This is a genomic window from Paraburkholderia lycopersici (assembly GCF_900096975.1).
GTDB classification, from domain to species: domain Bacteria; phylum Pseudomonadota; class Gammaproteobacteria; order Burkholderiales; family Burkholderiaceae; genus Paraburkholderia; species Paraburkholderia lycopersici.
Genome location: NZ_FMYQ01000028.1, coordinates 23,965 through 43,236, shown reverse-complemented (window position 1 = coordinate 43,236; position 19,272 = coordinate 23,965). Strand labels below are relative to the sequence as shown.

Annotated in this window: 15 protein-coding genes; 9 read left to right on the top strand and 6 right to left on the bottom strand. The window is 67.8% G+C overall.

The features are described 5' to 3' along the window. Positions 1-15 precede the first annotated feature (15 nt). The gene (locus tag BLU17_RS25115; RefSeq protein WP_092002921.1) at positions 16-1,317 is read left to right on the top strand and encodes an aspartate aminotransferase family protein; all 1,302 of its coding nucleotides are present in this window, start codon (positions 16-18) and stop codon (positions 1,315-1,317) included. A gap of 65 nt (positions 1,318-1,382) precedes the next feature. On the opposite strand, the gene BLU17_RS25110 is transcribed toward BLU17_RS25115, so the two are convergent. After that, positions 1,383-1,820, bottom strand: coding sequence for an Lrp/AsnC family transcriptional regulator (locus tag BLU17_RS25110; protein WP_092002918.1), 438 nt, complete (start codon positions 1,818-1,820; stop codon positions 1,383-1,385). 116 nt (positions 1,821-1,936) lie between these two features. On the opposite strand from BLU17_RS25110, the gene BLU17_RS25105 reads away from it, so the two are divergent. Continuing rightward, positions 1,937-2,587 carry a LysE family transporter gene (locus tag BLU17_RS25105; protein ID WP_092002916.1) on the top strand — a complete coding sequence of 217 codons (651 nt, stop codon included), beginning with the start codon at positions 1,937-1,939 and terminating at the stop codon, positions 2,585-2,587. Here the strand turns inward: BLU17_RS25105 and BLU17_RS25100 are convergent. From BLU17_RS25100 to qhpG, 4 genes are all read right to left on the bottom strand, one after another. After that, entirely contained in the window at positions 2,584-3,246 is a 663-nt protein-coding gene (locus tag BLU17_RS25100; RefSeq protein WP_092002913.1) for a gamma-glutamylcyclotransferase, read from the bottom strand. The two genes, BLU17_RS25105 and BLU17_RS25100, sit on opposite strands and share 4 nt — an antisense overlap. 414 nt (positions 3,247-3,660) lie before the next feature. Beyond that, positions 3,661-4,683 carry an SGNH/GDSL hydrolase family protein gene (locus tag BLU17_RS25095; RefSeq protein ID WP_092002910.1) on the bottom strand — a complete coding sequence of 341 codons (1,023 nt, stop codon included), beginning with the start codon at positions 4,681-4,683 and terminating at the stop codon, positions 3,661-3,663. A 115-nt stretch (positions 4,684-4,798) separates the two neighbouring features. Beyond that, complete coding sequence (locus BLU17_RS25090) at positions 4,799-5,953, bottom strand: GGDEF domain-containing protein (RefSeq protein ID WP_092002907.1); 1,155 nt, start codon at positions 5,951-5,953, stop codon at positions 4,799-4,801. Between the two features lie 221 nt (positions 5,954-6,174). Beyond that, positions 6,175-7,491, bottom strand: a complete 1,317-nt coding sequence (gene qhpG, locus BLU17_RS25085; protein WP_092002904.1) for a flavin-dependent monooxygenase QhpG — start codon at positions 7,489-7,491, stop codon at positions 6,175-6,177. Positions 7,492-8,156: 665 nt separating this feature from the next. On the opposite strand from qhpG, the gene BLU17_RS25080 reads away from it, so the two are divergent. The 6 genes from BLU17_RS25080 to BLU17_RS25055 all read left to right on the top strand — a co-directional run bounded on the left by BLU17_RS25080 (position 8,157) and on the right by BLU17_RS25055 (position 17,217). Then, positions 8,157-10,082, top strand: coding sequence for a potassium transporter Kup (locus BLU17_RS25080; RefSeq protein ID WP_092002901.1), 1,926 nt, complete (start codon positions 8,157-8,159; stop codon positions 10,080-10,082). A gap of 217 nt (positions 10,083-10,299) precedes the next feature. Further along, entirely contained in the window at positions 10,300-10,809 is a 510-nt protein-coding gene (locus tag BLU17_RS25075) for a DUF1269 domain-containing protein (protein WP_092002898.1), read from the top strand. 340 nt (positions 10,810-11,149) lie between these two features. Next, the gene (locus BLU17_RS25070; RefSeq protein WP_092002895.1) at positions 11,150-11,743 is read left to right on the top strand and encodes a DUF2760 domain-containing protein; all 594 of its coding nucleotides are present in this window, start codon (positions 11,150-11,152) and stop codon (positions 11,741-11,743) included. Continuing rightward, positions 11,740-13,584, top strand: a complete 1,845-nt coding sequence (locus tag BLU17_RS25065) for an Hsp70 family protein (protein ID WP_092002892.1) — start codon at positions 11,740-11,742, stop codon at positions 13,582-13,584. Before BLU17_RS25070 ends, BLU17_RS25065 begins: the two co-directional genes overlap by 4 nt. A gap of 5 nt (positions 13,585-13,589) precedes the next feature. Further along, positions 13,590-16,391, top strand: coding sequence for an Hsp70 family protein (locus BLU17_RS25060; protein ID WP_092002888.1), 2,802 nt, complete (start codon positions 13,590-13,592; stop codon positions 16,389-16,391). 97 nt (positions 16,392-16,488) lie between these two features. Next, positions 16,489-17,217, top strand: coding sequence for a YceH family protein (locus BLU17_RS25055; RefSeq protein ID WP_092003061.1), 729 nt, complete (start codon positions 16,489-16,491; stop codon positions 17,215-17,217). Between the two features lie 112 nt (positions 17,218-17,329). On the opposite strand, the gene BLU17_RS25050 is transcribed toward BLU17_RS25055, so the two are convergent. Continuing rightward, on the bottom strand, positions 17,330-17,911 hold the full coding sequence (locus BLU17_RS25050; RefSeq protein WP_092002885.1) for a hemerythrin domain-containing protein: 582 nt from the start codon (positions 17,909-17,911) through the stop codon (positions 17,330-17,332). Positions 17,912-18,369: 458 nt separating this feature from the next. Here BLU17_RS25050 and BLU17_RS25045 point away from each other — a divergent pair, with 458 nt between their 5' ends. Continuing rightward, entirely contained in the window at positions 18,370-19,149 is a 780-nt protein-coding gene (locus BLU17_RS25045) for an ABC transporter substrate-binding protein (RefSeq protein WP_092002882.1), read from the top strand. Positions 19,150-19,272: the final 123 nt, after the last annotated feature.

The window sequence follows — 19,272 nt, the reverse complement described above, 5'->3', positions numbered from 1 at the left end:
AAGAGGAGAAGCACGGTGTCCAGGAACGACGACGAACTATTCTGGCGCAACGCCAGGCAGCATCTCATCCGCTATGGCGGCACGTTCGAGCCGATGATCGTCGAGCGCGCCAGGGGCAGTTTCGTCTACGACGCGGATGATCGCCCGATCCTCGATTTCACCTCGGGGCAGATGAGCGCGGTGCTCGGCCACAGCCACCCCGACATCGTCTCGGTCATCAGCGAATACGCGGGCAAGCTCGATCACCTGTTCAGCGGCATGCTCTCGCGGCCGGTGGTCGACCTCGCGACGCGCCTCGCGCAGATCACGCCCGCGGGGCTCGACAGGACGCTTTTGCTCAGCACGGGCGCGGAATCGAACGAGGCCGCCATTCGCATGGCGAAGCTCGTGACCGGCAAATATGAAATCGTCGGCTTTGCGCAGTCCTGGCACGGCATGACGGGCGGCGCCGCATCGGCGACCTACAGCGCCGGCCGCAAGGGCGTGGGGCCCGCGGCGGTCGGGTCGTTCGCGATTCCCGCGCCGTTCGCATACCGGCCGCGATTCGAGCGCGACGGACAATACGACTACCTCGCGGAACTGGACTATGCGTTCGACCTTGTCGATCGACAGTCGAGCGGCAACCTCGCGGCGTTCATTGCGGAGCCGATTCTCAGCTCGGGCGGCATCATCGAGCTTCCGCAAGGCTACATGGCGGCGCTCAAGCGCAAATGCGAAGAGCGCGGCATGCTGCTGATCCTCGACGAGGCGCAAACGGGCATCGGCCGCACGGGCACGATGTTCGCGTGCCAGCGCGACGGCGTCACGCCCGACATGCTCACGCTTTCGAAGACACTGGGCGCGGGTCTGCCGCTCGCGGCCGTCGTCACTTCCGCGCAGATCGAGGAAGAGGCGCACGAACGCGGCTTCCTGTTCTATACGACCCACGTGTCCGATCCGCTTCCCGCCGCAGTGGGCCTGCGGGTGCTGGACGTGGTCGAGCGCGAGGGACTCGTTGCGCGCGCAAACGTCATGGGCGAGCGGCTGCGCCGCGGTCTGCTCGACTTGATGGAGCGCTTCGACTGCATCGGCGACATTCGCGGCCGGGGCCTGCTGCTCGGCATGGAGGTCGTCAAGGACCGCCGCACGAAGGAGCCAGCCGATGGCCTGGGCGCCAGGATCACGCGCGAATGCATGAAGCTCGGCCTCAGCATGAACATCGTGCAACTGCCCGGCATGGGGGGCGTATTCCGGATCGCGCCGCCGCTGACCGTCAGCGAGGCGGAAATCGACCTCGGCGTCGAGTTGCTGGGGCAGGCGATCGCGCGCTCGCTTTGAGCGACCCGGAGCGACCCGGGCCGCCGCGGCCAATGCCTTGTGTCCGGGCCCGGCGGCGGGGCCGCTCAACGCGGCCGTTGCAGCGCACGCGCGGCCAACGGCGTGGACATGACGATGGACGTGCGCGTTTCGCCGTAAAGGTTGATCCGCTGGATCAAGCGTTCCAGGTCGGCCACGCTCGTTGCGACGAGGCGAATGACATAAGAGTCCGCGCCCGTGACGTGATGGCATTCGAGCACTTCGGCGATCGTGCCGAGCAGCTTGAGAAACTTCGTCTTCGCCGACTGCGGCACCGTAATGCCGATCAGCGCCGAGATCGGATAGCCGGCGGCGGCCGGATTGATGCGCGCCGTGTAGCCTTCGATGACCCCGGCGTCTTCCAGTCGCCTGACCCGCTCCGTTACGGCCGGCACGGACAGATGCACCTGGCGCGCAAGCTCCGTGTAGGTCATGCGGCCGTTGTGCTGCAACAGCGAGAGTACTTTCCAGTCCAGATCGTCCATTGTGGCAAGTTTTTTTAAGGTGAAATGCTGATTCTCCCTTAAAGACCGGCTTCTGCGGCACGTCTTCGGCGTCTACGATGTCCCCTGGACGACACGGATTGCGGGGGAGAGGGGAAATGTTGTTCGTCAAAGCCGCGGCAATGGGGTTTTGCATCGCCGCGCCGGTCGGGGCTATCGGCATGCTGTGCATCCAGCGGAGTTTGAGCCGGGGTTTTTGCTCCGGCTTCGCTACCGGCATAGGCGCGGCATGCGCCGACGCGGTTTATGGGCTGCTCGGAGCGCTCGGCGTTGCGGGCGTCGTGACTGCGCTGCCAATGCTGACGGTGGTGCTCAAAGCGGCTGGCGGCGCGTTTCTGGTGTGGATGGCGTGGACGATCGCACGCGAGGCGCCTGCCGCGCCGGCCGCCGCCCGGGAGACTGCGCGCGCACCGGTCACGCGCGACTTCCTGACGACGTTCGCGCTCACGCTCTCGAACCCTCTGACCATTTTGTCGTTTATCGCGGCATTTGCCGCGCTCGGGCCGATGTCGGTCCCGCAGGGCGAATATGCGCCGACGGGCTGGCTCGTCGTCGCGCCGATGGCGACGGGCGTGTTCGCCGGTTCAGCCGTGTGGTGGCTGTTCTTGAGCGGCGTGACGGCGGCGCTGCGCACGAAGCTGCCGGCGGCGTTCACACGCGGCATCTCCCTGCTCTCGGCCGTTGCGATCGCGGCGTTTGGCGTGGTTCAGATGGTCACGGGGCTCGCGCGGCTCGCGCGGCTCGTTTAGCCGGCTGTTTCCAGATCGGCGAGCGTCTGCGCTACTTCCTCGATATAGGCATCGGTCAGCGCGCTATCGGCCAGCGCCTGCCGAAGCCGGAACACATATTCGGCGTTGGTGCCGAGCGGACCCTGCGCCTGAGCGATCTGGCGCGCGATCGTCGCAGGGCTCGAATCGGCCTCGTATTGCTGCGGGCACCCGCTCGCCACGAAAGCCAGGGCATGCTGCGTTTCGCCCGAGGCGAGCGTGACGGTAATCCATGTTGGGGTGTAGGCGCCCGTGAGCATCTCGCGAGTCCAGAGAATGCGAAGCTCCTCTTCCAGCGTGGCGGCGGAAAGCCGTAGCGCCACGCCTTCCGTGTGACCGCCCGGCTCGAGCGCGAGCATGCGGCCCGGGCACTGCGGCGTGCCGCGCCCGGCGACGAGGCGAATGCAAAAGCTCCGGCGCCAGCCGTGCAGCGTGGCGCCCACGCGCTCGTCGTAGCGCGAGAGCGGATTCCACATGAGCGAACCGTATGCGAACACCCAGACGTGCGCGTCCGCGGGGCGTTTTGCCATCGTCTCGGCGAGCGAGTGGTCGATCTGGGCCTGCGTCCAGAGAAGTCCCGGCGGGAGGAAACTGAAGCTCTTGAGAAACGCACCGGAGCGTATCGCGTCTCGGTTCAACATGGGCTTGGCGTGGTCGTGGAGTTTACGACGGGAAGTATGCGGTCGCCGCAAGCGCGGATAAAGTGGGCTGGACGCGACGCAGCGTTCAGCTGAGGGCGACAATCGGGCGATGGAACGGAGCGGTCAGCCGCCCGGCGGCGCATGGCCGGGTTCGCGTCGAGGGGGCCGTCATCGCGTCGTCAGACTGGTCCGCTATCGCGTTCGCGCATAATTCGACGATGCGATTTGGCCAGCCGCCGTCATGTTCTCGAAACGGGGACCTGCGCCTGGCTTTGGGTCTCCCTCAATGAGCGTCATGATGGCCGCGGCTAACCGTCTTCCAATCTTCTAATAGGGATGGCTAAATAAAAAATGCGCGTGCAAGAATGGCGCTAGCCGCGGCGAACACGACGCGGCACGCAAGCATGCCGTCAGTCAGTGTCCCACGCCGCTGGCCGCGATCTGCTGCTCGACGTACTGCGCGAAAAGGGCGTGCGTGTGCGTGGTGGGGTGCAGGTCGTCGGCGAACATATAGGTCTGGTCGGCATCGGGCGCGACGTAGGTGGCCGGTGAGCAGAGCAGCGACGTGTCGTCGGGCGTTTTCGAGGCATCGCAGGCCTGTGCCGTATTGGACACGGCAAAGCCGTTCGCCTTGAAGTTCGCAATGAGTTGCGTGACCCAGCCATAAGCGTCGACTTCGATGACCTTGCCCTGCAGGCCGTTGGCTTGCAGGGCGCCGTTCAACGTGTTGTTGAAGAGCTGCGAGAGCTGGGTCAGGTTTGCGCCGCCGTCGGCTGAGGTAACGCCCTTGGGCGAGAGGCCGACGTTCGGCACGTTGACCACCACGACGTGCGTGGCGCCGCTCTGAACGATCTGGCCGACGATCTGCGCCAGCGTCGATGCGGCGGTCTGCACGGTGGTGTCGGCGGAGGGCGGATTGCCGGCGCGCAGCACGTCGTTGGCGCCTGCCCACACGAGCACGAGCTGGCCGGAGTTGAAGCCGCCGTGCGCCGAAATATAACTCGACACCTGCTGATTGACGGGCATTTCGATATTGCCGATCACATCCGAAAGAAAGTCGTATTGATTGGCCGGCGTGGCGACCGTCGAGCCGCCTTCCGCATAACCGAGTCCGCCTTGCGCGGTCAGCTTGTGATCGAAGCCGATGGTGAAGGCGGCGTTCAGCGTGTCCCCATAATATTGCGCGACTTTCTGCGCCCAGACCTGGCCGGGGTTGGTCGTGAACCGGCCTCCGCCGACGGCGCTCGCGACCGGCGCATAGGTGCCGACATCGGAAAGGCTGTCGCCGAATGACACGATCTGCAGTTTCACGCCGCCCGGCGGCCCGCTCATGCTGCTGCCCGAGCCATTTCCGCCGCCTCCGCCACCACATGCAGCCAGCAGGGCAATCAGACCGGCGGAAATTGCAAGACGAACCCGGTAATCGATCGTAGCCATCGCACCTCCCTCGCCGCTTGGCGCGGTTGCGCCCGCATGGCTGGAGATGGCGGGCCCAAGTGGGGAAGCAAAAAGAGTGCGCGTTGCCTACAAGTTCCTGACGGCGCGTCCCGGCTCAAAGCTGCAGCGATTCGAGCCGGTTGCCGCCCAGCGATTTCGCGCTGTAGAGCGCTGCATCCGCGGCGGCCAGCAGGTCCGAAAGCGTGGATGCCTCGTGTCCGTGCTGCGCGAGGCCGATGCTTACCGTTGCCCGTATGCCCACGCCGTCGATCGCGTGCGTGACGGTCTGCGCGAAACGCTTCGCGATCGCTTCGCCCACCGCCCTCGCGCGGGGGCGATCAAGGCCCGGCAGCAAGGCGGCGAATTCTTCTCCGCCGATGCGGGCAAGAACCGCCTCGGGTCCCATCGCGCTGTGGACGATCTCCGCGAATGCCTTCAGCACTTCGTCGCCCGTCTTGTGGCCGTATCGATCGTTGATCGTCTTGAAGTGGTCGAGGTCGAAGGCAAGAAGCGCAACGGGCCGGCGTACCGCTTCATTGCCTATCACGCGCTCGCCTTCTTCGAAAAACCATCGGCGGTTGCCGAGGCGCGTCAGATAGTCGGTTTGCGATTCGCGCAGAAGCTGCCCATGGGTTTCCTCGCGGATCAGCCTCAGCAGGGCCATGGGCAGCACGACCGAATAGAGCACGCCCTCATACATCGTGATCTTGCTGGCGAGCGCGACGAAGCCTTGCCCGTAGCGGTTTGCGAGCCAGGGGAGAACGAACGCCCTCGACGCGTAGAAAAACGCATGAATGCCCGTCACGATGGCAGCGACGTGGCGCGATTGCACCCCTTTCATGCCGTCGCCGCGCAGCAGTTCGCGCGATGTCATGCCGCTCGCCAGCGCAATGGGAATCGCGCTGGCGTAGTACCACATGGGTTCCGGGTGGCGCGCGCCCCACGTGGCCCACGTCAATGCGAGCACGACGAGCAATGCGATCGAGCCCGCGCGATAGCGCCGGCCGTTCAACGTCGCGACGCCGTGCAGGACCAGCAGATAGCCGGACATGATGACGAGGTTGCTCAAGGCGGCGCCCGCCACGCCGGGCAGGTTGCCGCGCACGATTACCGCGGCGCAGCCAGCCGCGAGAGTGGCGTATCCCGCGGCCAGTATCCTCAGTTCCTTGCTGCGCGCGGGATGCGTTCGATGCTCCCAGAGGGTGATTCCGGAACTGGCGAGAAGGGTTCCGATCAGGAGAAAATAAATAGTAAGCAGATCGACGTGCATCGCGGGCGTGGCTTCTACGCCGGTACATCGCGGCGAACGGCGCATTTTACGCCGAAACCCGGTAGCGGGATGAACGCGCCCCGAATTGCCGGCCCGCGGTTTTACGCGTTGCGTCAGGCCTCGATGCGCGCCGTATCGAGGTCCGATGTATCGAGGTCCGATGGGGCGGACGCGGTCGTGAACCGCTCGTCAGCAGTGCTATGGAATGCCCCGGGAATGGCTCAGACGTAACGCTCGGGGTAGTCCTGCATCGCGAGCCAGTGACGGATCAGGCGCGCCTCTTCGGCGCCCAGCGACTTGAGCACCTGCTCGGCTGGCTCGCGGCGCAGCGCCTCGACCGCGGGCGCGAGCGACGCGTCGCACAGATGCCAGATGCCGAGCGGCTGGTCCGGGCTTGCCACCACATCCGCTTCCGCGATCATGCTGCCGTCGATCACGGGTGCGCGCCCCACGTTGAGTTCGTTGAAGTCGGCGCTCACGCGGGCAGGGCGGTCGTCGGGCCAGGCGCGTCGCGCTTGCCAGAATGGCTGCGTGCTCCAGCGCTGCTCCAGCGCGTAGACATCGCGCCCGGTGCGGGCAAAACGCATGAACAACTGCTCGATGCGCTGCTGGTGAAAGCGCAGCGCGAGCGGCGCGCGCTCAGGACGCGCGAGCAACGTATGGACCACGGCGGGCGCCTGCAACGCCGAGGTGAGCGACTGGAAAACGCCGTTGCCCGCGAGCGGGTCGACGGCCATGGCGGCGTCGCCCACGCGCAGCCAGTTGTGCCCGCCGGTACGGCCGCATAGCGTGGCGGTGCTGCTGCGCGCATAGAGGCGCGCGTCGTTGGCGGCGTCGCCGGCGAAGAAGTCGCTTGCGAGCGGCGAGTACCGCATGCGTTCGCAAAACGCGAGCAGTTCATCGCGCTGCGGCAACTCGGGGTTCGCTACGTCCAGCGTCAATTGCCAGTAACAGCGGCCGTCGCCCAGCCGGGCCATCCACGCCCAGCCGGCCGCGAGGCTTTCGACCGCCGTGGCGGGCGTGCCGGGACGGCCCGACCATACGTTCAGCAGGCTCAGCGTTTGCGGCCCGCGCGTCGCGTCGCGCAACAGCGGCGCAAGGCGGCCGCGCGCCTCGACGAGAAAGTCCGCGCGCAAGGTGAGCGGCCCGTCGGCGGCCTCGATCATGAGATCGTGACCGGCCGACGACGATTGCAGCGAGCGCACGTTCGCCTCGATCACGTCCACATCCGCGCTGTACAGGTCCTCGCGCAATGCCGCATCGAACACGCGGCGGTCCACGAGGAATTCGGCGTCGAGCGTTTGCTGCGCGCCATTCCAGAGCGTCGTGCGCACGCATGGCCCTTCGCCGCAACTGGCCGCGCGATGCAGACCGGCGCGGCGCAGCGCTTCGATCACGCGCGCCGAAAGCGCTTCGGCCGCGTCGAAGCGGCGCCAGTCGCTCACCACCTGCACGCCATAGCCGAGCCCGGCGAGCGAGCGCGCAACGGCAGCGCCCGCCGGTCCTGCGCCGAGCACGACGATGCTGGCGGCGCTCATCGCGCGCGTGCCCGCAAGCGCATGCCGTCGGGGATGGCGCGCGTGGCAGCATGGAGGGGAGGAAACGAATCGTGCAAGCGGTCCCCCTTGGAATCATGGCGCATCGCTTCGCGACCCCGGCGCTGCGCATTGGATGATCGAAGCCTAATCTGGCATAGATGCCGCGATAAATCTATCCGGTCAAAGGCGCATTTCGACGGCGCGGGTCCCGCGTTTCGATGCGCGATGCGTATGAACGATCGTGCCCGGTAATTGCTTTGCGAATTGGCGAGGCTCGCCGGGTAGCAGCACGCATCTTAGGTATTCCTGACGAGTATGTGTCGACACGGCAAGGAGCGTGCCGCCCGGACGGAATTCAGCGTGATCCCGTGCATGGAACGGGGACCGGGCGCGGACGAGGCGCGGGCGCGCTGTTCCGGATGCGAGACCGTCTTTCGCGAACCGGTCACCTTCGCGTCATGCGGGTCGAATCGATCGGCGGGGTAAAGCAGGATGCCGTTCAAATGCGGCGCTCCTGCCACGGCCCGGCTGGAAATTCCTATACTTTCCTTGGCACGCCGATCAGCAACGCCGCGCCGACAAGTCGAACGAATGCGCGTGCAAGAAACGAAACGATGAAGCCGCGTGGTCTTCGCGGCCGGCACGCAGAACACGAGGAGCGAGACATGGGACACTCCGCATCCGCCGCGTCCGCGCACGGGCGGCTCGGCGACTCCGGCCCGCATCGTCCGGCTTTGCCCGCGCTCGCGCTGGCGGCCCTCGGCGTGGTCTACGGCGACATCGGCACGAGCCCGCTCTATACGCTCGCCACCGTGTTCGATCCCGGCAATGGCCTCGCGCTCAACGCTTTCAATATTGTCGGCATCGTCTCGCTGATCTTCTGGTCGCTGATGGTCGTCGTCTCGCTCAAATACGTCGCGCTGATCCTGCGCGCGAACAATCATGGCGAGGGCGGCATCATGGCGCTGCTCGCGCTCGCGGCGTCCTCGGTCGCGTCGCGGCCGCACCTGCATCGCGCGTTGCTCGTGGCTGGGGTGATGGGCGCGGCGCTCTTCTTCGGCGATAGCGTGATTACGCCCGCCATCTCGGTGCTGAGCGCGGTGGAGGGCCTCGAAGTGGCCGAGCCTGCGCTCAGGACCTACGTGATTCCGGTGACGCTCACGGCGCTTGTCGTGCTGTTCGTCACGCAAAAGCGTGGCACGGGCGGCATCGGCGCCGTGTTCGGCCCCGTGATGGTGCTGTGGTTCGTCGTGCTCGGGGTAGCGGGCGTTGCCAACATCGCCGCCGCGCCGGTCGTGCTGGTCGCGCTCGATCCGCTGCAGGGCCTCGCGTTCTGCCTGCATCATCGCTGGCTGGCCTTCGTCGCGCTCGGCGCGGTCGTGCTCTCGCTCACGGGCGCCGAGGCGCTCTATGCCGACATGGGCCACTTCGGCAAACAGCCGATCCGCCTTACCTGGTTCGGCGTCGTGTTTCCGGCGCTGGCGCTCAACTACCTCGGACAGGGCGCGCTGCTGCTGGCGAATCCCGGCGCCGTGCAGAACCCGTTCTACCGGCTCTTCCCGCAATGGTCCATCCTGCCGATGATCGTGCTCGCGACCGTCGCCACCGTCATTGCCTCGCAGGCCGTTATTTCGGGAACCTACTCAATGGCGATGCAGGCCATGCAGCTCTCCTTGTTGCCGCGCATGAACATCGTGCATACCTCGGAGCGCGAGATCGGCCAGATCTATGTGCCCGGCATCAACTGGATCCTGCTCGTCGCCGTGGTCGCGGCGGTGCTCGGCTTCCGTTCCTCCACCGCGCTCGGCTCCGCTTACGGCATCGCCGTGACCGGCACGATGCTCATCACGACGTTCCTCACGTTCTTCGTGGTCCGCTATGCGTGGCACTACAACTGGGCGTTGTGCGTGTTCGCCACGGCGTTCTTCTTCGTGATCGACGCCATGTTCTTCTCGGCCAACCTGCTCAAGATCGTGGACGGCGGCTGGTTCCCGCTCGTGGTCGGTGCGCTCATGTTCACCGTCATGGCGACCTGGGGCCGCGGCTGGGAAATGATGCTGGCCGAAGCGCGCGTGCGCGCAGACAAAAAGCCGCTGAGGCCCTGGCTCGCGGCGCTGCTGGAGAGCGCGCCCGTGCGCGTGGGCGGCACGGCGATTTTCCTCACGCCGGGCGCCGACGCGGTGCCGCACGCGCTTGTCAACAATCTCAGGCATAACCGCGTGCTGCACGAACGCATAGTATTCCTGAGCGTAGTGACGAAGGACGTGCCCTGGGTGGCCGAAAGTGCGCGCGTCGAGGTCGAGTCGCTGGGCCCGGGCTGCTATTACGTGATCGTCAACTACGGATTCAAGGACGACGTGGACTTGCCGCGCACGCTCGCGGCATATAAATCGGCGGAGCTTGCCTTCGATCTCGACGAAATTTCGTGGTTCCTGAGCCGCGCCGTGGTGGTGCCCACGCGCGGGCATGGCATGGCGCTATGGCGCGAGCGCCTGTTCGCGGTGATGCTGCACAACGTCGGCAACATCGCCGCGTTCTTCAAGCTGCCGGCCAATCGCGTGATCGAGGTTGGGGCGCGCGTCGAGATCTAGCGGAACCTCGCCGCGCGTAATGTGGCCATGCATGCGTTTTCCGCGCGCACGGGTCCACGCCCGCCACGCCGGCTGCGCCCGCCGGGATGGCCCGGTTCGCCCGGCGTGCCGGACAGTCTCATGGCGCGTTTCAGGCTGTCGCATCGGCAGGAAGTCAGGCGTAGGATTGGCAGAAGCACGCGGTAGTAGACGACCGCCTGACCGAAGGAGGGCCATCATGAGACGCCTCTATTTCCTCGCTCCCGACACGACCACGGCGCAGGCGATCGTCGACGATCTGCTGCGCGCCCGGATCACGTGGGGGCATATCCATGTGCTCGCCAATCACAGCGTGGGGCTCGAACGCCTGCCCGAGGCGTCGCTGCTGCAGCGCAGCGACGTGGTCCATGCGCTGGAGCGCGGCGTGACGTTCGGCGGCGCGACCGGCGCGCTCGTCGGCCTCGTGGCGTTGGCGTTTGCGCCCGCGAGCTTCGCGATCGCGGGCGGGGCCGTCGTCGCGCTGACGCTGGCGGGCGCGGCGTTCGGTGCCTGGACGGCCGCGATGATCGGCGTGGACGAGCCGAATACGCGGCTCGCGCGGTTTAGCGGCCCGATTCAGGATGGCCAGCTGCTCGTCATGGCCGACGTGCCGGGCTCGCGCGAAGCGGAGATCGGGCAGAACGTCGCCCGGCACGTTCCGCGTGCCGACGCGGAAGGCGCGGAAGCGACGACGCCGATCTTTCCCTGAAATGCCGGCCGCGAATCGATCGGCAACCGGCCGCCAGGGGCGCGCGCGTCGGTCCCGCCAGCCCCGCCCCATTTACGCGACCTGGTACGTGTCCTGACACGCCGCGCGGGCAGCCCCGGGGCTGCCTGCGCCCGCCGCCGGGCACGCCAATTCCCCGCCAAATCCCGCATTTTGACCGGCTTGCGCCCGCGACAAGGCAAAATACGGGTTTTGAGCCCGCGCCGGGCTCGAGTTTCCCTGCTGGCCGCCTCCTTCCTGGCATCGACTGGGCCTCGTCGCGAGCCCGGCAGGTCGGCTCGCGTTTTCCGCGAGCCCCAAGCGAGATATTGGAGTCGTCTTTATGCCCGAATCGAATCTGTCTTTCTTCGGCCGGCTTTCGGTCGCGCTGGGATCGTTCTTCGCGATCCTCGGCGACGGCGAGCTTGCCGCCAACGTGCGCCGTCTGCGTGAAGGGGGGCTCGCGCCGACACCCGCAGCCGTACCCGCGGTCACGCCGGCCCCGGCCCCGGCCCCTGCGCCCGCTCCGGCCGCGGCGCCGACGGTCATCAAGGAAGCGACCCCCGACGCCGCGCTCCAGCTGCTCGGCCTGCTGCAGCGCAATGCGCGCTTCGTCGATTTCGTCGAGGAAGACATCGCCGGCTATGCCGATGCGGAGATCGGCGCGGCCGCGCGCATCGTCCATGAAGGCTGCCGCGCGACGCTGCGCGACCATTTCGCGATCCGTCCCGTGCGCAGCGAGTCCGAAGGCGCGCGCGTGACGCTTCCCGCCGGCTTCGACGCCGCCGCCGTGCGCCTCACCGGCAACGTGGTCGGCGAGGCGCCGTTCAGCGGCAGCCTTACGCATCGCGGCTGGCGCGTCGAGGAAGTCAAGCTGCCGCAACTCGTCAAGACGCACGACGCGCGCATCATCGCGCCGGCCGAGGTGGAACTGTGAGCGATCCGCGTTATTCGATCGGCGTCGATCTCGGTACGACGCACTGCGCGCTGTCCTACGTGGACCTCGCCGCCAGCGACGGCGAAAAGACCCAGCAGGGCGTGCTGGCCGTCACCCAGCTCACGGCGCCGGGCACGCTGGAGTCGCCCGAGCTGCTGCCGTCGTTTCTCTACCTGCCGCACGCGGGCGAGCTGACGCCGGGCGACCTCACGCTGCCGTGGACCGCCACGCGCGAGTACGCCGTGGGCGAGCTGGCGCGCAGCCGCGGCGCGGGTACGCCGATCCGCCTCGTTTCGAGCGCGAAGAGCTGGCTGTGCCACCCCGGCGTGGACCGCCGCGCGGCCATCCTCCCGAACGACGCGCCGCCCGAAGTGACGCGCGTCTCGCCGCTAGAAAGCTCGGTGCGCTATCTCACACACCTGCGCGAGGCCTGGGACCACGCGCACCCCGAGGCGCCGTTCGGCGAGCAGGAGATCACGGTCACGATTCCGGCCTCGTTCGATCCGGCCGCGCGCGAACTGACGGCCGAAGCCGCACAGGCGGCCGGCTACGCCAACATGACGCTGCTGGAAGAGCCGCAGGCCGCGCTCTATAGCTGGATCCAGAAGAGCGGCGGCGCATGGCGCAAGGAAGTGAAGGTCGGCGACATCATTCTCGTGGTCGACGTGGGCGGCGGCACGACCGACCTTTCGCTGATCGCCGTGGTCGAGCGCGAGGGCAACCTCGAACTGCACCGCGTGGCCGTGGGCGAGCACATCCTGCTCGGCGGCGACAACATGGACCTCGCGCTCGCGCACGTGGTCGCCCGCAAGCTGGCTGCCCAAGGCACGCAGGCCGACCCGTGGCAGTTGCGCGCGCTGACCTATGCGTGCCGCTCGGCCAAGGAAACGCTGCTGAGCGACGCTTCCGTCGACACGGTGCCGATCGTCGTGCCGAGCCGCGGCTCGAAGCTGATCGGCGGCTCGATCCGCACCGAACTCACGCGCGCGGAACTCACGCAGATCATCCTCGATGGCTTCTTCCCGCAGGTGGACGCCGCAGCGCGGCCGGCCGTGCGCGCGCGCGCGGGCCTCACGCAGCTCGGCCTGCCGTACGCGCAGGACGCGGGCGTGACGCGCCATCTCGCGGCCTTCCTCGGCCGCCAGGTGCAGGCGCTCGCGGAACTCGAAGGCTTTGGCGCGCCGCCTGCCGGCGCGACGTTCCTGCATCCCACGGCGGTCCTCTTCAACGGTGGCGTGTTCAAGTCGCCGCTGCTTTCGCAACGCGTGCTCGACATCCTCAACGGCTGGCTCGCGGCCGAGGGTGCCGCGCCCGCGCGGCTCCTGGGCGGCGCGGACCTCGACCTCGCGGTGGCCCGCGGCGCTGCCTATTACGGCTACGTGAAGCGCGGCAAGGGCGTGCGCATTCGCGGCGGCACGGCACGCGCGTACTACGTGGCCGTCGAATCCGCCATGCCGGCCGTGCCGGGACTCGAGCCGCCGGTCTCGGCGCTCTGCGTCGCGCCGTTCGGCATGGAAGAAGGCACGGAAGCGGCGCTGCCGCCGCAGGAATTCGGCCTCGTGGTGGGCGAGCCCGTGCACTTCCGCTTTTTCGGTTCGTCGGTGCGGCGTCAGGATCAGGTCGGCACGATGCTCGACTACTGGTCGCCCGAAGAGCTGCAGGAGCTCGAAGAAATTCAGGCCACGCTGCCCACCGAAGGCCGCACGCCTGGCGAGGTCGTGCCGGTGAAGCTGCACGCGCGCGTGACGGAAGCGGGGACGCTGGAACTCGAAGCCATGCCGGGCGGGACGAACGAGCGCTGGAAGGTCGAGTTCGACGTGCGCGGCGGAGCAGGCGACTGACGCCGATGAAGCAATACGTCGTCGGCATCGACCTCGGCACGAGCAACACGGTCGTGGCGTATGTGGAGAACGCGCAGGAGGGCGGCGACGCGATCCGCGTGTTCGACGTCGAGCAGCTCACGGGGCTCGGGGAAGTGGGCGCGGAAACGATGCTGCCTTCCGCGCGCTATCACCCGGCGCCGGGCGAACTGGCGGCCGGCGACCTGCGTTTGCCGTGGGGTGCGTCCTCGCAAGGCGGCGACGCCGTGATCGGGCGCCTCGCGCGCACGCTCGGCGCGCAGGTGCCGGGGCGGCTCGTGGCGAGCGCGAAAAGCTGGCTTTCGCACGCGGCGGTCGACCGCCTCGCACCGATCCTGCCATGGGGCGCGCCCGACGACGTCGCCAGGGTTTCGCCGGTGGCGGCGAGCGCGAGCTATCTCGCGCACGTGCGCGCCGCGTGGAACCATCGGTTCCCGCATGCGCCGCTCGAAGATCAGGATGTCGTGCTCACCGTGCCCGCCTCGTTCGACGACGGCGCACGCGCGCTTACGCTCGAAGCGGCGCGTCTTGCGCGGCTGCCCGCGCTGCGGCTGCTGGAAGAGCCGCAGGCCGCGTTCTACGACTGGCTCTTCCACCATCGCGCGACGCTGGACGCCGGGCTTGGCGAGTCGCGCCTCGTGCTCGTCTGCGACGTGGGCGGCGGCACGACGGACCTCACGCTCATCAAGGTGCAGTTCGAGAACGGCGAACCGCAACTCACGCGCATCGGCGTGGGCAATCATCTGATGCTGGGCGGCGACAACATGGACCTCGCGCTCGCGCATCTGGCCGAGAGCCGCCTGGCCGGCGCGCAAGCCCGTTTGAGCGCGGCGAGCCTTTCGCAACTGGTCGAGCGCTGCCGCGTGGCGAAGGAGCAGTTGCTCGACGCCAACGCGCCCGACGCCGTGCCGATCACGCTGCTTGGCGCCGGTGCGCGCCTCGTGGGCGGGGCGCGCACGACCCAGCTCGGCCGCGAGGAAGTCGCGCAGATCGTGGTGGACGGCTTCTTCCCGATGGGCGCCGCCGGCGACCTGCCGCGGCGCTCGCGTGCGGCGATCGTGGAGTTTGGCTTGCCCTATGCCGCCGATCCGGCCATCACGCGCCATATCGCGGCGTTCCTGCAGCGCTTCGCCGCGCAATCGCGCGAGGCGCTGGGCGATGCGTCGAGCCGTGCGGGCGCACCGGACGCCGCGCCGCCCATGCCCGACGCGCTGCTGCTCAACGGCGGCGTGTTCCGCGCCCGCTCGCTCGCGCGGCGCCTCGCCGATACGCTCGGCGCCTGGCGCGGCGAGCCGCTGAACGTGCTGCAAAACGATCAACCCGACGTGGCCGTCGCGCGCGGCGCCGTTGCTTACGCGCTCGCGCGCGCGGGCCATGCGCCGCGCATCGGCGGCGGCTCGCCGCGCAGCTATTTTCTCGTCCTCGACGAAGGTCGGGGCGACGCCGCGCGCGGCGTGTGCGTCCTGCCGCGCGGTACGGAAGAAGGGCACGCGCTGCATCTGGACGACCGCACGTTCGCGTTGCAGCTCGGCCAGCCGGTGCAGTTCCACCTTGCCTCGACCGTCGCCGACACCGCCTGGCAACCCGGCGAACTGGCCGAACTCGCCACGGGCGACTTCGTGCGCCTGCCTCCGCTCGCCACGGTGGTGCCTGGCGGCGCCGACGCGAAAGCCGCGCGCGAGCGGCCCGTCAAGCTCACGACCGCGCTGACCGAAGTCGGCACGCTGGAGATGCACTGCATCGCCACCGACGACGCCTCGCAACGCTGGCGGCTCGAATTCGAACTGCGCCGCGCCGAGCACGAGGGCGGCGCGGGCGCGGCGGGCGATCAGGCGCGCCACGCGGGGCTCGACGAAGCCATCGAAGCGATCGAGCGCGTGTTCGGCGCGCGCTCGTCGAAGGTCGATGCGAAAGAGGTCAAGCGCCTGCGCGCGCATCTCGAGGAGCGGCTCGGCCCGCGCCAGAACTGGGACGGCCCGCTTTTGCGCGAGCTGTTCGGCGCGCTATGGGAACGCGCGGGCAAGCGCCGGCGCTCGGCCGACCACGAACGCCTGTGGCTCAACCTGGCGGGGTTCAGTTTGCGTCCGGGGTTTGGTTATCCGCTGGACGAGTGGCGCGTCGAACAGCTATGGACGCTTTTTGACGACGGCATCCAGCACGTCAACGAGAGCCAGGTCTGGTCGGAATGGTGGACGCTCTGGCGGCGCGCGGCGGGCGGCCTGAACGAGGCGCAGCAGCACGAGGTGCTCGAGGCCATGACCTGGCTCGAAGAGGCGGCCGGCTCGAAGCGCCACAAGCTGCCCTTCGATCCCGCGAAGCTCGCGCATGCGGACATGATCCGGCTCTACGCTTCGCTCGAACAGATCGCGGCCGCGCGCAAGGTCGAGATCGGCGAGCGCTTGTTGCAGCGGCTCCGGAAGCCCTCGGAGAACCATCAGACCTGGTGGGCCGTGGGCCGCATCGGCGCCCGCCAGCCGTTCTACGGCAGCGCGCACGGCGTGGTGCCGCCGCAGACGGCCGCGCAATGGCTCGACGCGATTCTGGCGCTCGACTGGAAGAAGGTCGAGCCGGCGATGTTTGCTGCCGCGCAGATCGCGCGCATGACGGGCGACCGCTCGCGCGACCTGCCGCCGGCGCTGCGCGAGACCGTGGTGCGCCGGCTGGAATCGGCCAACGCGCCGCCGACGTGGGTGACGATGGTGCGCGAAGTCGTCGTGCTGGACACGGCGGACACGGGCCGCGTGTTCGGCGAGGCGCTGCCGGCGGGGTTGAAGCTCATCGCAGGCTGATTGACGCGCCGACTTCTGCCGGAGGCACGGCGCGCGTATGATCGAACGCCTGATTTCCTCCTGCTTCCAGTTGACTCTCAGCGAACCTGATCTGCCCATGAATTCTCCTGCCGATGCCTCCTCGCCGCGCGCGTTGCGCGCGCTCTCGCCGATCGAGGCGCGTATCGTCGGCGTGCTGGTCGAAAAGCAGCACACGGTGCCCGACACCTATCCGCTCTCGCTCAATGCGCTCACGCTCGGCTGCAACCAGAAAACCGCGCGCTCGCCGGTCATGAACGTGAGCGAAGCCGACGTGCTGGCCGCGATCGAAGACCTCAAGCTGCTGAGCCTCGTGTTCGAAGGCAGCAGCAGCCGCGTGCCGCGCTTCGAGCACAACCTCAATCGCGTGCTCGGCGTGCCGAGCCAGGCCGTGGCGCTGCTGACCGTGCTGTTGCTGCGCGGCGCGCAGACCGCCGCGGAACTGCGCCTGAACTCGTCGCGCCTGCACGGGTTCGCCGATGTGTCGTCGGTCGAGGGCTTTCTCGATGAACTGGCCGGGCGCGAGCCGCCGCTCGTCGTCAAGCTGCCGCGCGCGCCCGGCGAGCGCGAAAGCCGCTGGATGCACTTGCTGTGCGGTGAGGTGAGCGCCGCGAGCCTGGCCGGCGCGGGCGCCACCACGCCCGGCGAGCGCGAGGACGCGGGAGAGACCGTCTCGCTGGCGGACTTCGAGGCGGTGCGCGCCGAACAGCAGCGCCTCGCCGACGAAGTCGGGCGCTTGCAGACGCTCGTCGAGCGCATGGCCGCGGAACTGGGGATCTCGCTCGACGTTCTCTCGCGTCCTTCCTGACGCGATGGGCGACGCCGCGCGTCGTTACGCGTTGGCGTTGGCGCGGCGGCGAACGGCATCGCGCGGGATCGCCGCGCCCCGGGAGCGCGGCGCGGCGGCCCGCGAGATGCGCTCAGGAACGCGCGTCGGGCATCGTCTGGACGATCAACGTATAGAGGTCGTCGAGATTGTCCTCGGTCTCGAGACTCTCGAACGGATCGCGATTCGCGCCGAAAGCCTCGTCGATTTCCACCCAGTCCGCCAGCGTCAGGTAGCGCCGTGCGCCAGGCAGGATCAGCGACTCCTCGAGGTGCTTGTGGTTGGCGTAAAAGTCGGCGTAGCCGTTCACCTCGTCACGCAATGCGGGCAGCATGCCGGGCCCCGCCAGTTCATACCGCGTGAGCGCGTGTTCGAGCGCGCGAATGCGCCGCGCGCCTTCTTCATGCTGGCGTCCGAGTTCCTCGATGACGGCGTCGAATTCGTCGGTGCGCTCGCGCAGTCGTGCAAACAGATACCGTTCCTCCTTCGGATGATGAATTTGCTCGGGGAATTCCTGAATGTAGTAGAGCATGGCGCGCAGAAGCATGGCGTTGGATGAGACGGCACTGCGTGCCATCCTGTCGACCACGCGCAGCATGCCGCTCATGATGCTGGTCAGGCGCCGGTGTTCGCTCAATATCACCTCTATCGCGCTGCGTCGCGTGGCAAGTTCCATGACGGCCTCCATGTCGGGCTCCGCGACAGACCCGGCGGCCCGGGGCAACGGGGAGACGTTGAGCGCGCACGCACGACGCCTCGTGCGCCGCCGCGGCCGGATTACTATGCCCCTCGCGCTACAGGCTGCATTGATTTTTGTCAGTTTTCGCGGGTAATCGACGCGCCTGGCGAGACTTCGGCGCGGCCGGAACCTGGGCCGGAAGGTGGGCCGGAAGTTGGGCCGGAAGTTGGGCCGGACGTTGGGTCCGACGTTGGGTCCGACGTTGGGTATTACCCGCGTGGTTTTGAAAACTCGACGCGCGTATTCTGGACTGCTACCTTGCGCGGCGCAGGTGCATTCGCTCGCGGCGTCGATCACGCCCGCGGAGTGCCGCGCGCGGGGCGCCGTCCATACCACAACAGTGCGGGCGATGTCCACGTCTTTACCACCCGATACCCAGAACCCAGGGGGACTCCATGAAAAAGCTGTTTGCCGCGGCGTCTGTCGCCTTGTTCGCCGCCGTGGCTTCTGCCGGCGCATTCGCGCAGGACACCATTCGCTTTGGCGTAGACGCGAGCTATCCGCCGTTCGAATCGAAAGCGTCGGACGGCAAGCTCGTCGGCTTCGACATCGATCTCGGCAACGAGATTTGCCGCCGTCTGAATGCGAAGTGCGTGTGGATCGAGAACGACTTCGACGGCATGATTCCGGCGCTGAAGGCGCGCAAGTTCGACGGCGTGCTCTCTTCCATGTCGATGACCCCGGCGCGCGCGGAGCAGATCGCGTTCTCGGCGAAGCTCTTCAACACGCCGACGCGCCTCGTCGCCAAGTCGGGTTCCGGCATCATGCCCACGGCGCAATCGCTCAAGGGTAAGCGCGTGGGCGTCGAGCAGGGCACGATTCAGGAAGCCTACGCGAAGGCGCATTGGGCATCGGCTGGCGTCGAGGTGGTCCCGTACCAGAACCAGGATCAGGTCTATCAGGACCTGCTGGCGGGCCGCGTCGACGCGGCGCTGCAAGATGCCGTGCAGGCCGACATCGGCTTTCTGAAGACGCCGCGCGGCGCGGGATACAGCTTCGCGGGCGGCGACCTCGACGACCCGGTCACGCTCGGCAACGGTGCCGGCATCGGCCTGCGCAAGGAAGACACCGCGCTGAAGACGAAAATCGACGGGGCGATCGCGGGCATCCTGAAGGACGGCACGTACCAGAAGATCGAGAAGAAGTACTTCGACTTCGACGTCTACGGCAAGTGACCCGCGCACGGCGCGAGCGTCAATGCATCGCGCTCGCGCCGTGCTGCGCCGTACCGTGACGGCCGAAGAAATCGCTAGCGAAGAATTGCCCGTGAATGCGGCCGGCGCGAAAACTTCGGATAA

Bases quoted from the DNA above. Each gene is read 5' to 3' on its own strand.
- BLU17_RS25080 (WP_092002901.1), top strand. From the start codon at position 8,157: ATGGGACACTCCGCATCCGCCGCGTCCGCGCACGGGCGGCTCGGCGAC.
- BLU17_RS25100 (WP_092002913.1), bottom strand. From the start codon at position 3,246: ATGTTGAACCGAGACGCGATACGCTCCGGTGCGTTTCTCAAGAGCTTC.
- BLU17_RS25075 (WP_092002898.1), top strand. From the start codon at position 10,300: ATGAGACGCCTCTATTTCCTCGCTCCCGACACGACCACGGCGCAGGCG.
- BLU17_RS25055 (WP_092003061.1), top strand. From the start codon at position 16,489: ATGAATTCTCCTGCCGATGCCTCCTCGCCGCGCGCGTTGCGCGCGCTC.
- BLU17_RS25045 (WP_092002882.1), top strand. From the start codon at position 18,370: ATGAAAAAGCTGTTTGCCGCGGCGTCTGTCGCCTTGTTCGCCGCCGTG.
- BLU17_RS25050 (WP_092002885.1), bottom strand. From the start codon at position 17,911: ATGGAACTTGCCACGCGACGCAGCGCGATAGAGGTGATATTGAGCGAA.
- BLU17_RS25095 (WP_092002910.1), bottom strand. From the start codon at position 4,683: ATGGCTACGATCGATTACCGGGTTCGTCTTGCAATTTCCGCCGGTCTG.
- BLU17_RS25105 (WP_092002916.1), top strand. From the start codon at position 1,937: ATGTTGTTCGTCAAAGCCGCGGCAATGGGGTTTTGCATCGCCGCGCCG.
- BLU17_RS25070 (WP_092002895.1), top strand. From the start codon at position 11,150: ATGCCCGAATCGAATCTGTCTTTCTTCGGCCGGCTTTCGGTCGCGCTG.
- BLU17_RS25110 (WP_092002918.1), bottom strand. From the start codon at position 1,820: ATGGACGATCTGGACTGGAAAGTACTCTCGCTGTTGCAGCACAACGGC.
- BLU17_RS25060 (WP_092002888.1), top strand. From the start codon at position 13,590: ATGAAGCAATACGTCGTCGGCATCGACCTCGGCACGAGCAACACGGTC.
- BLU17_RS25090 (WP_092002907.1), bottom strand. From the start codon at position 5,953: ATGCACGTCGATCTGCTTACTATTTATTTTCTCCTGATCGGAACCCTT.
- qhpG (WP_092002904.1), bottom strand. From the start codon at position 7,491: ATGAGCGCCGCCAGCATCGTCGTGCTCGGCGCAGGACCGGCGGGCGCT.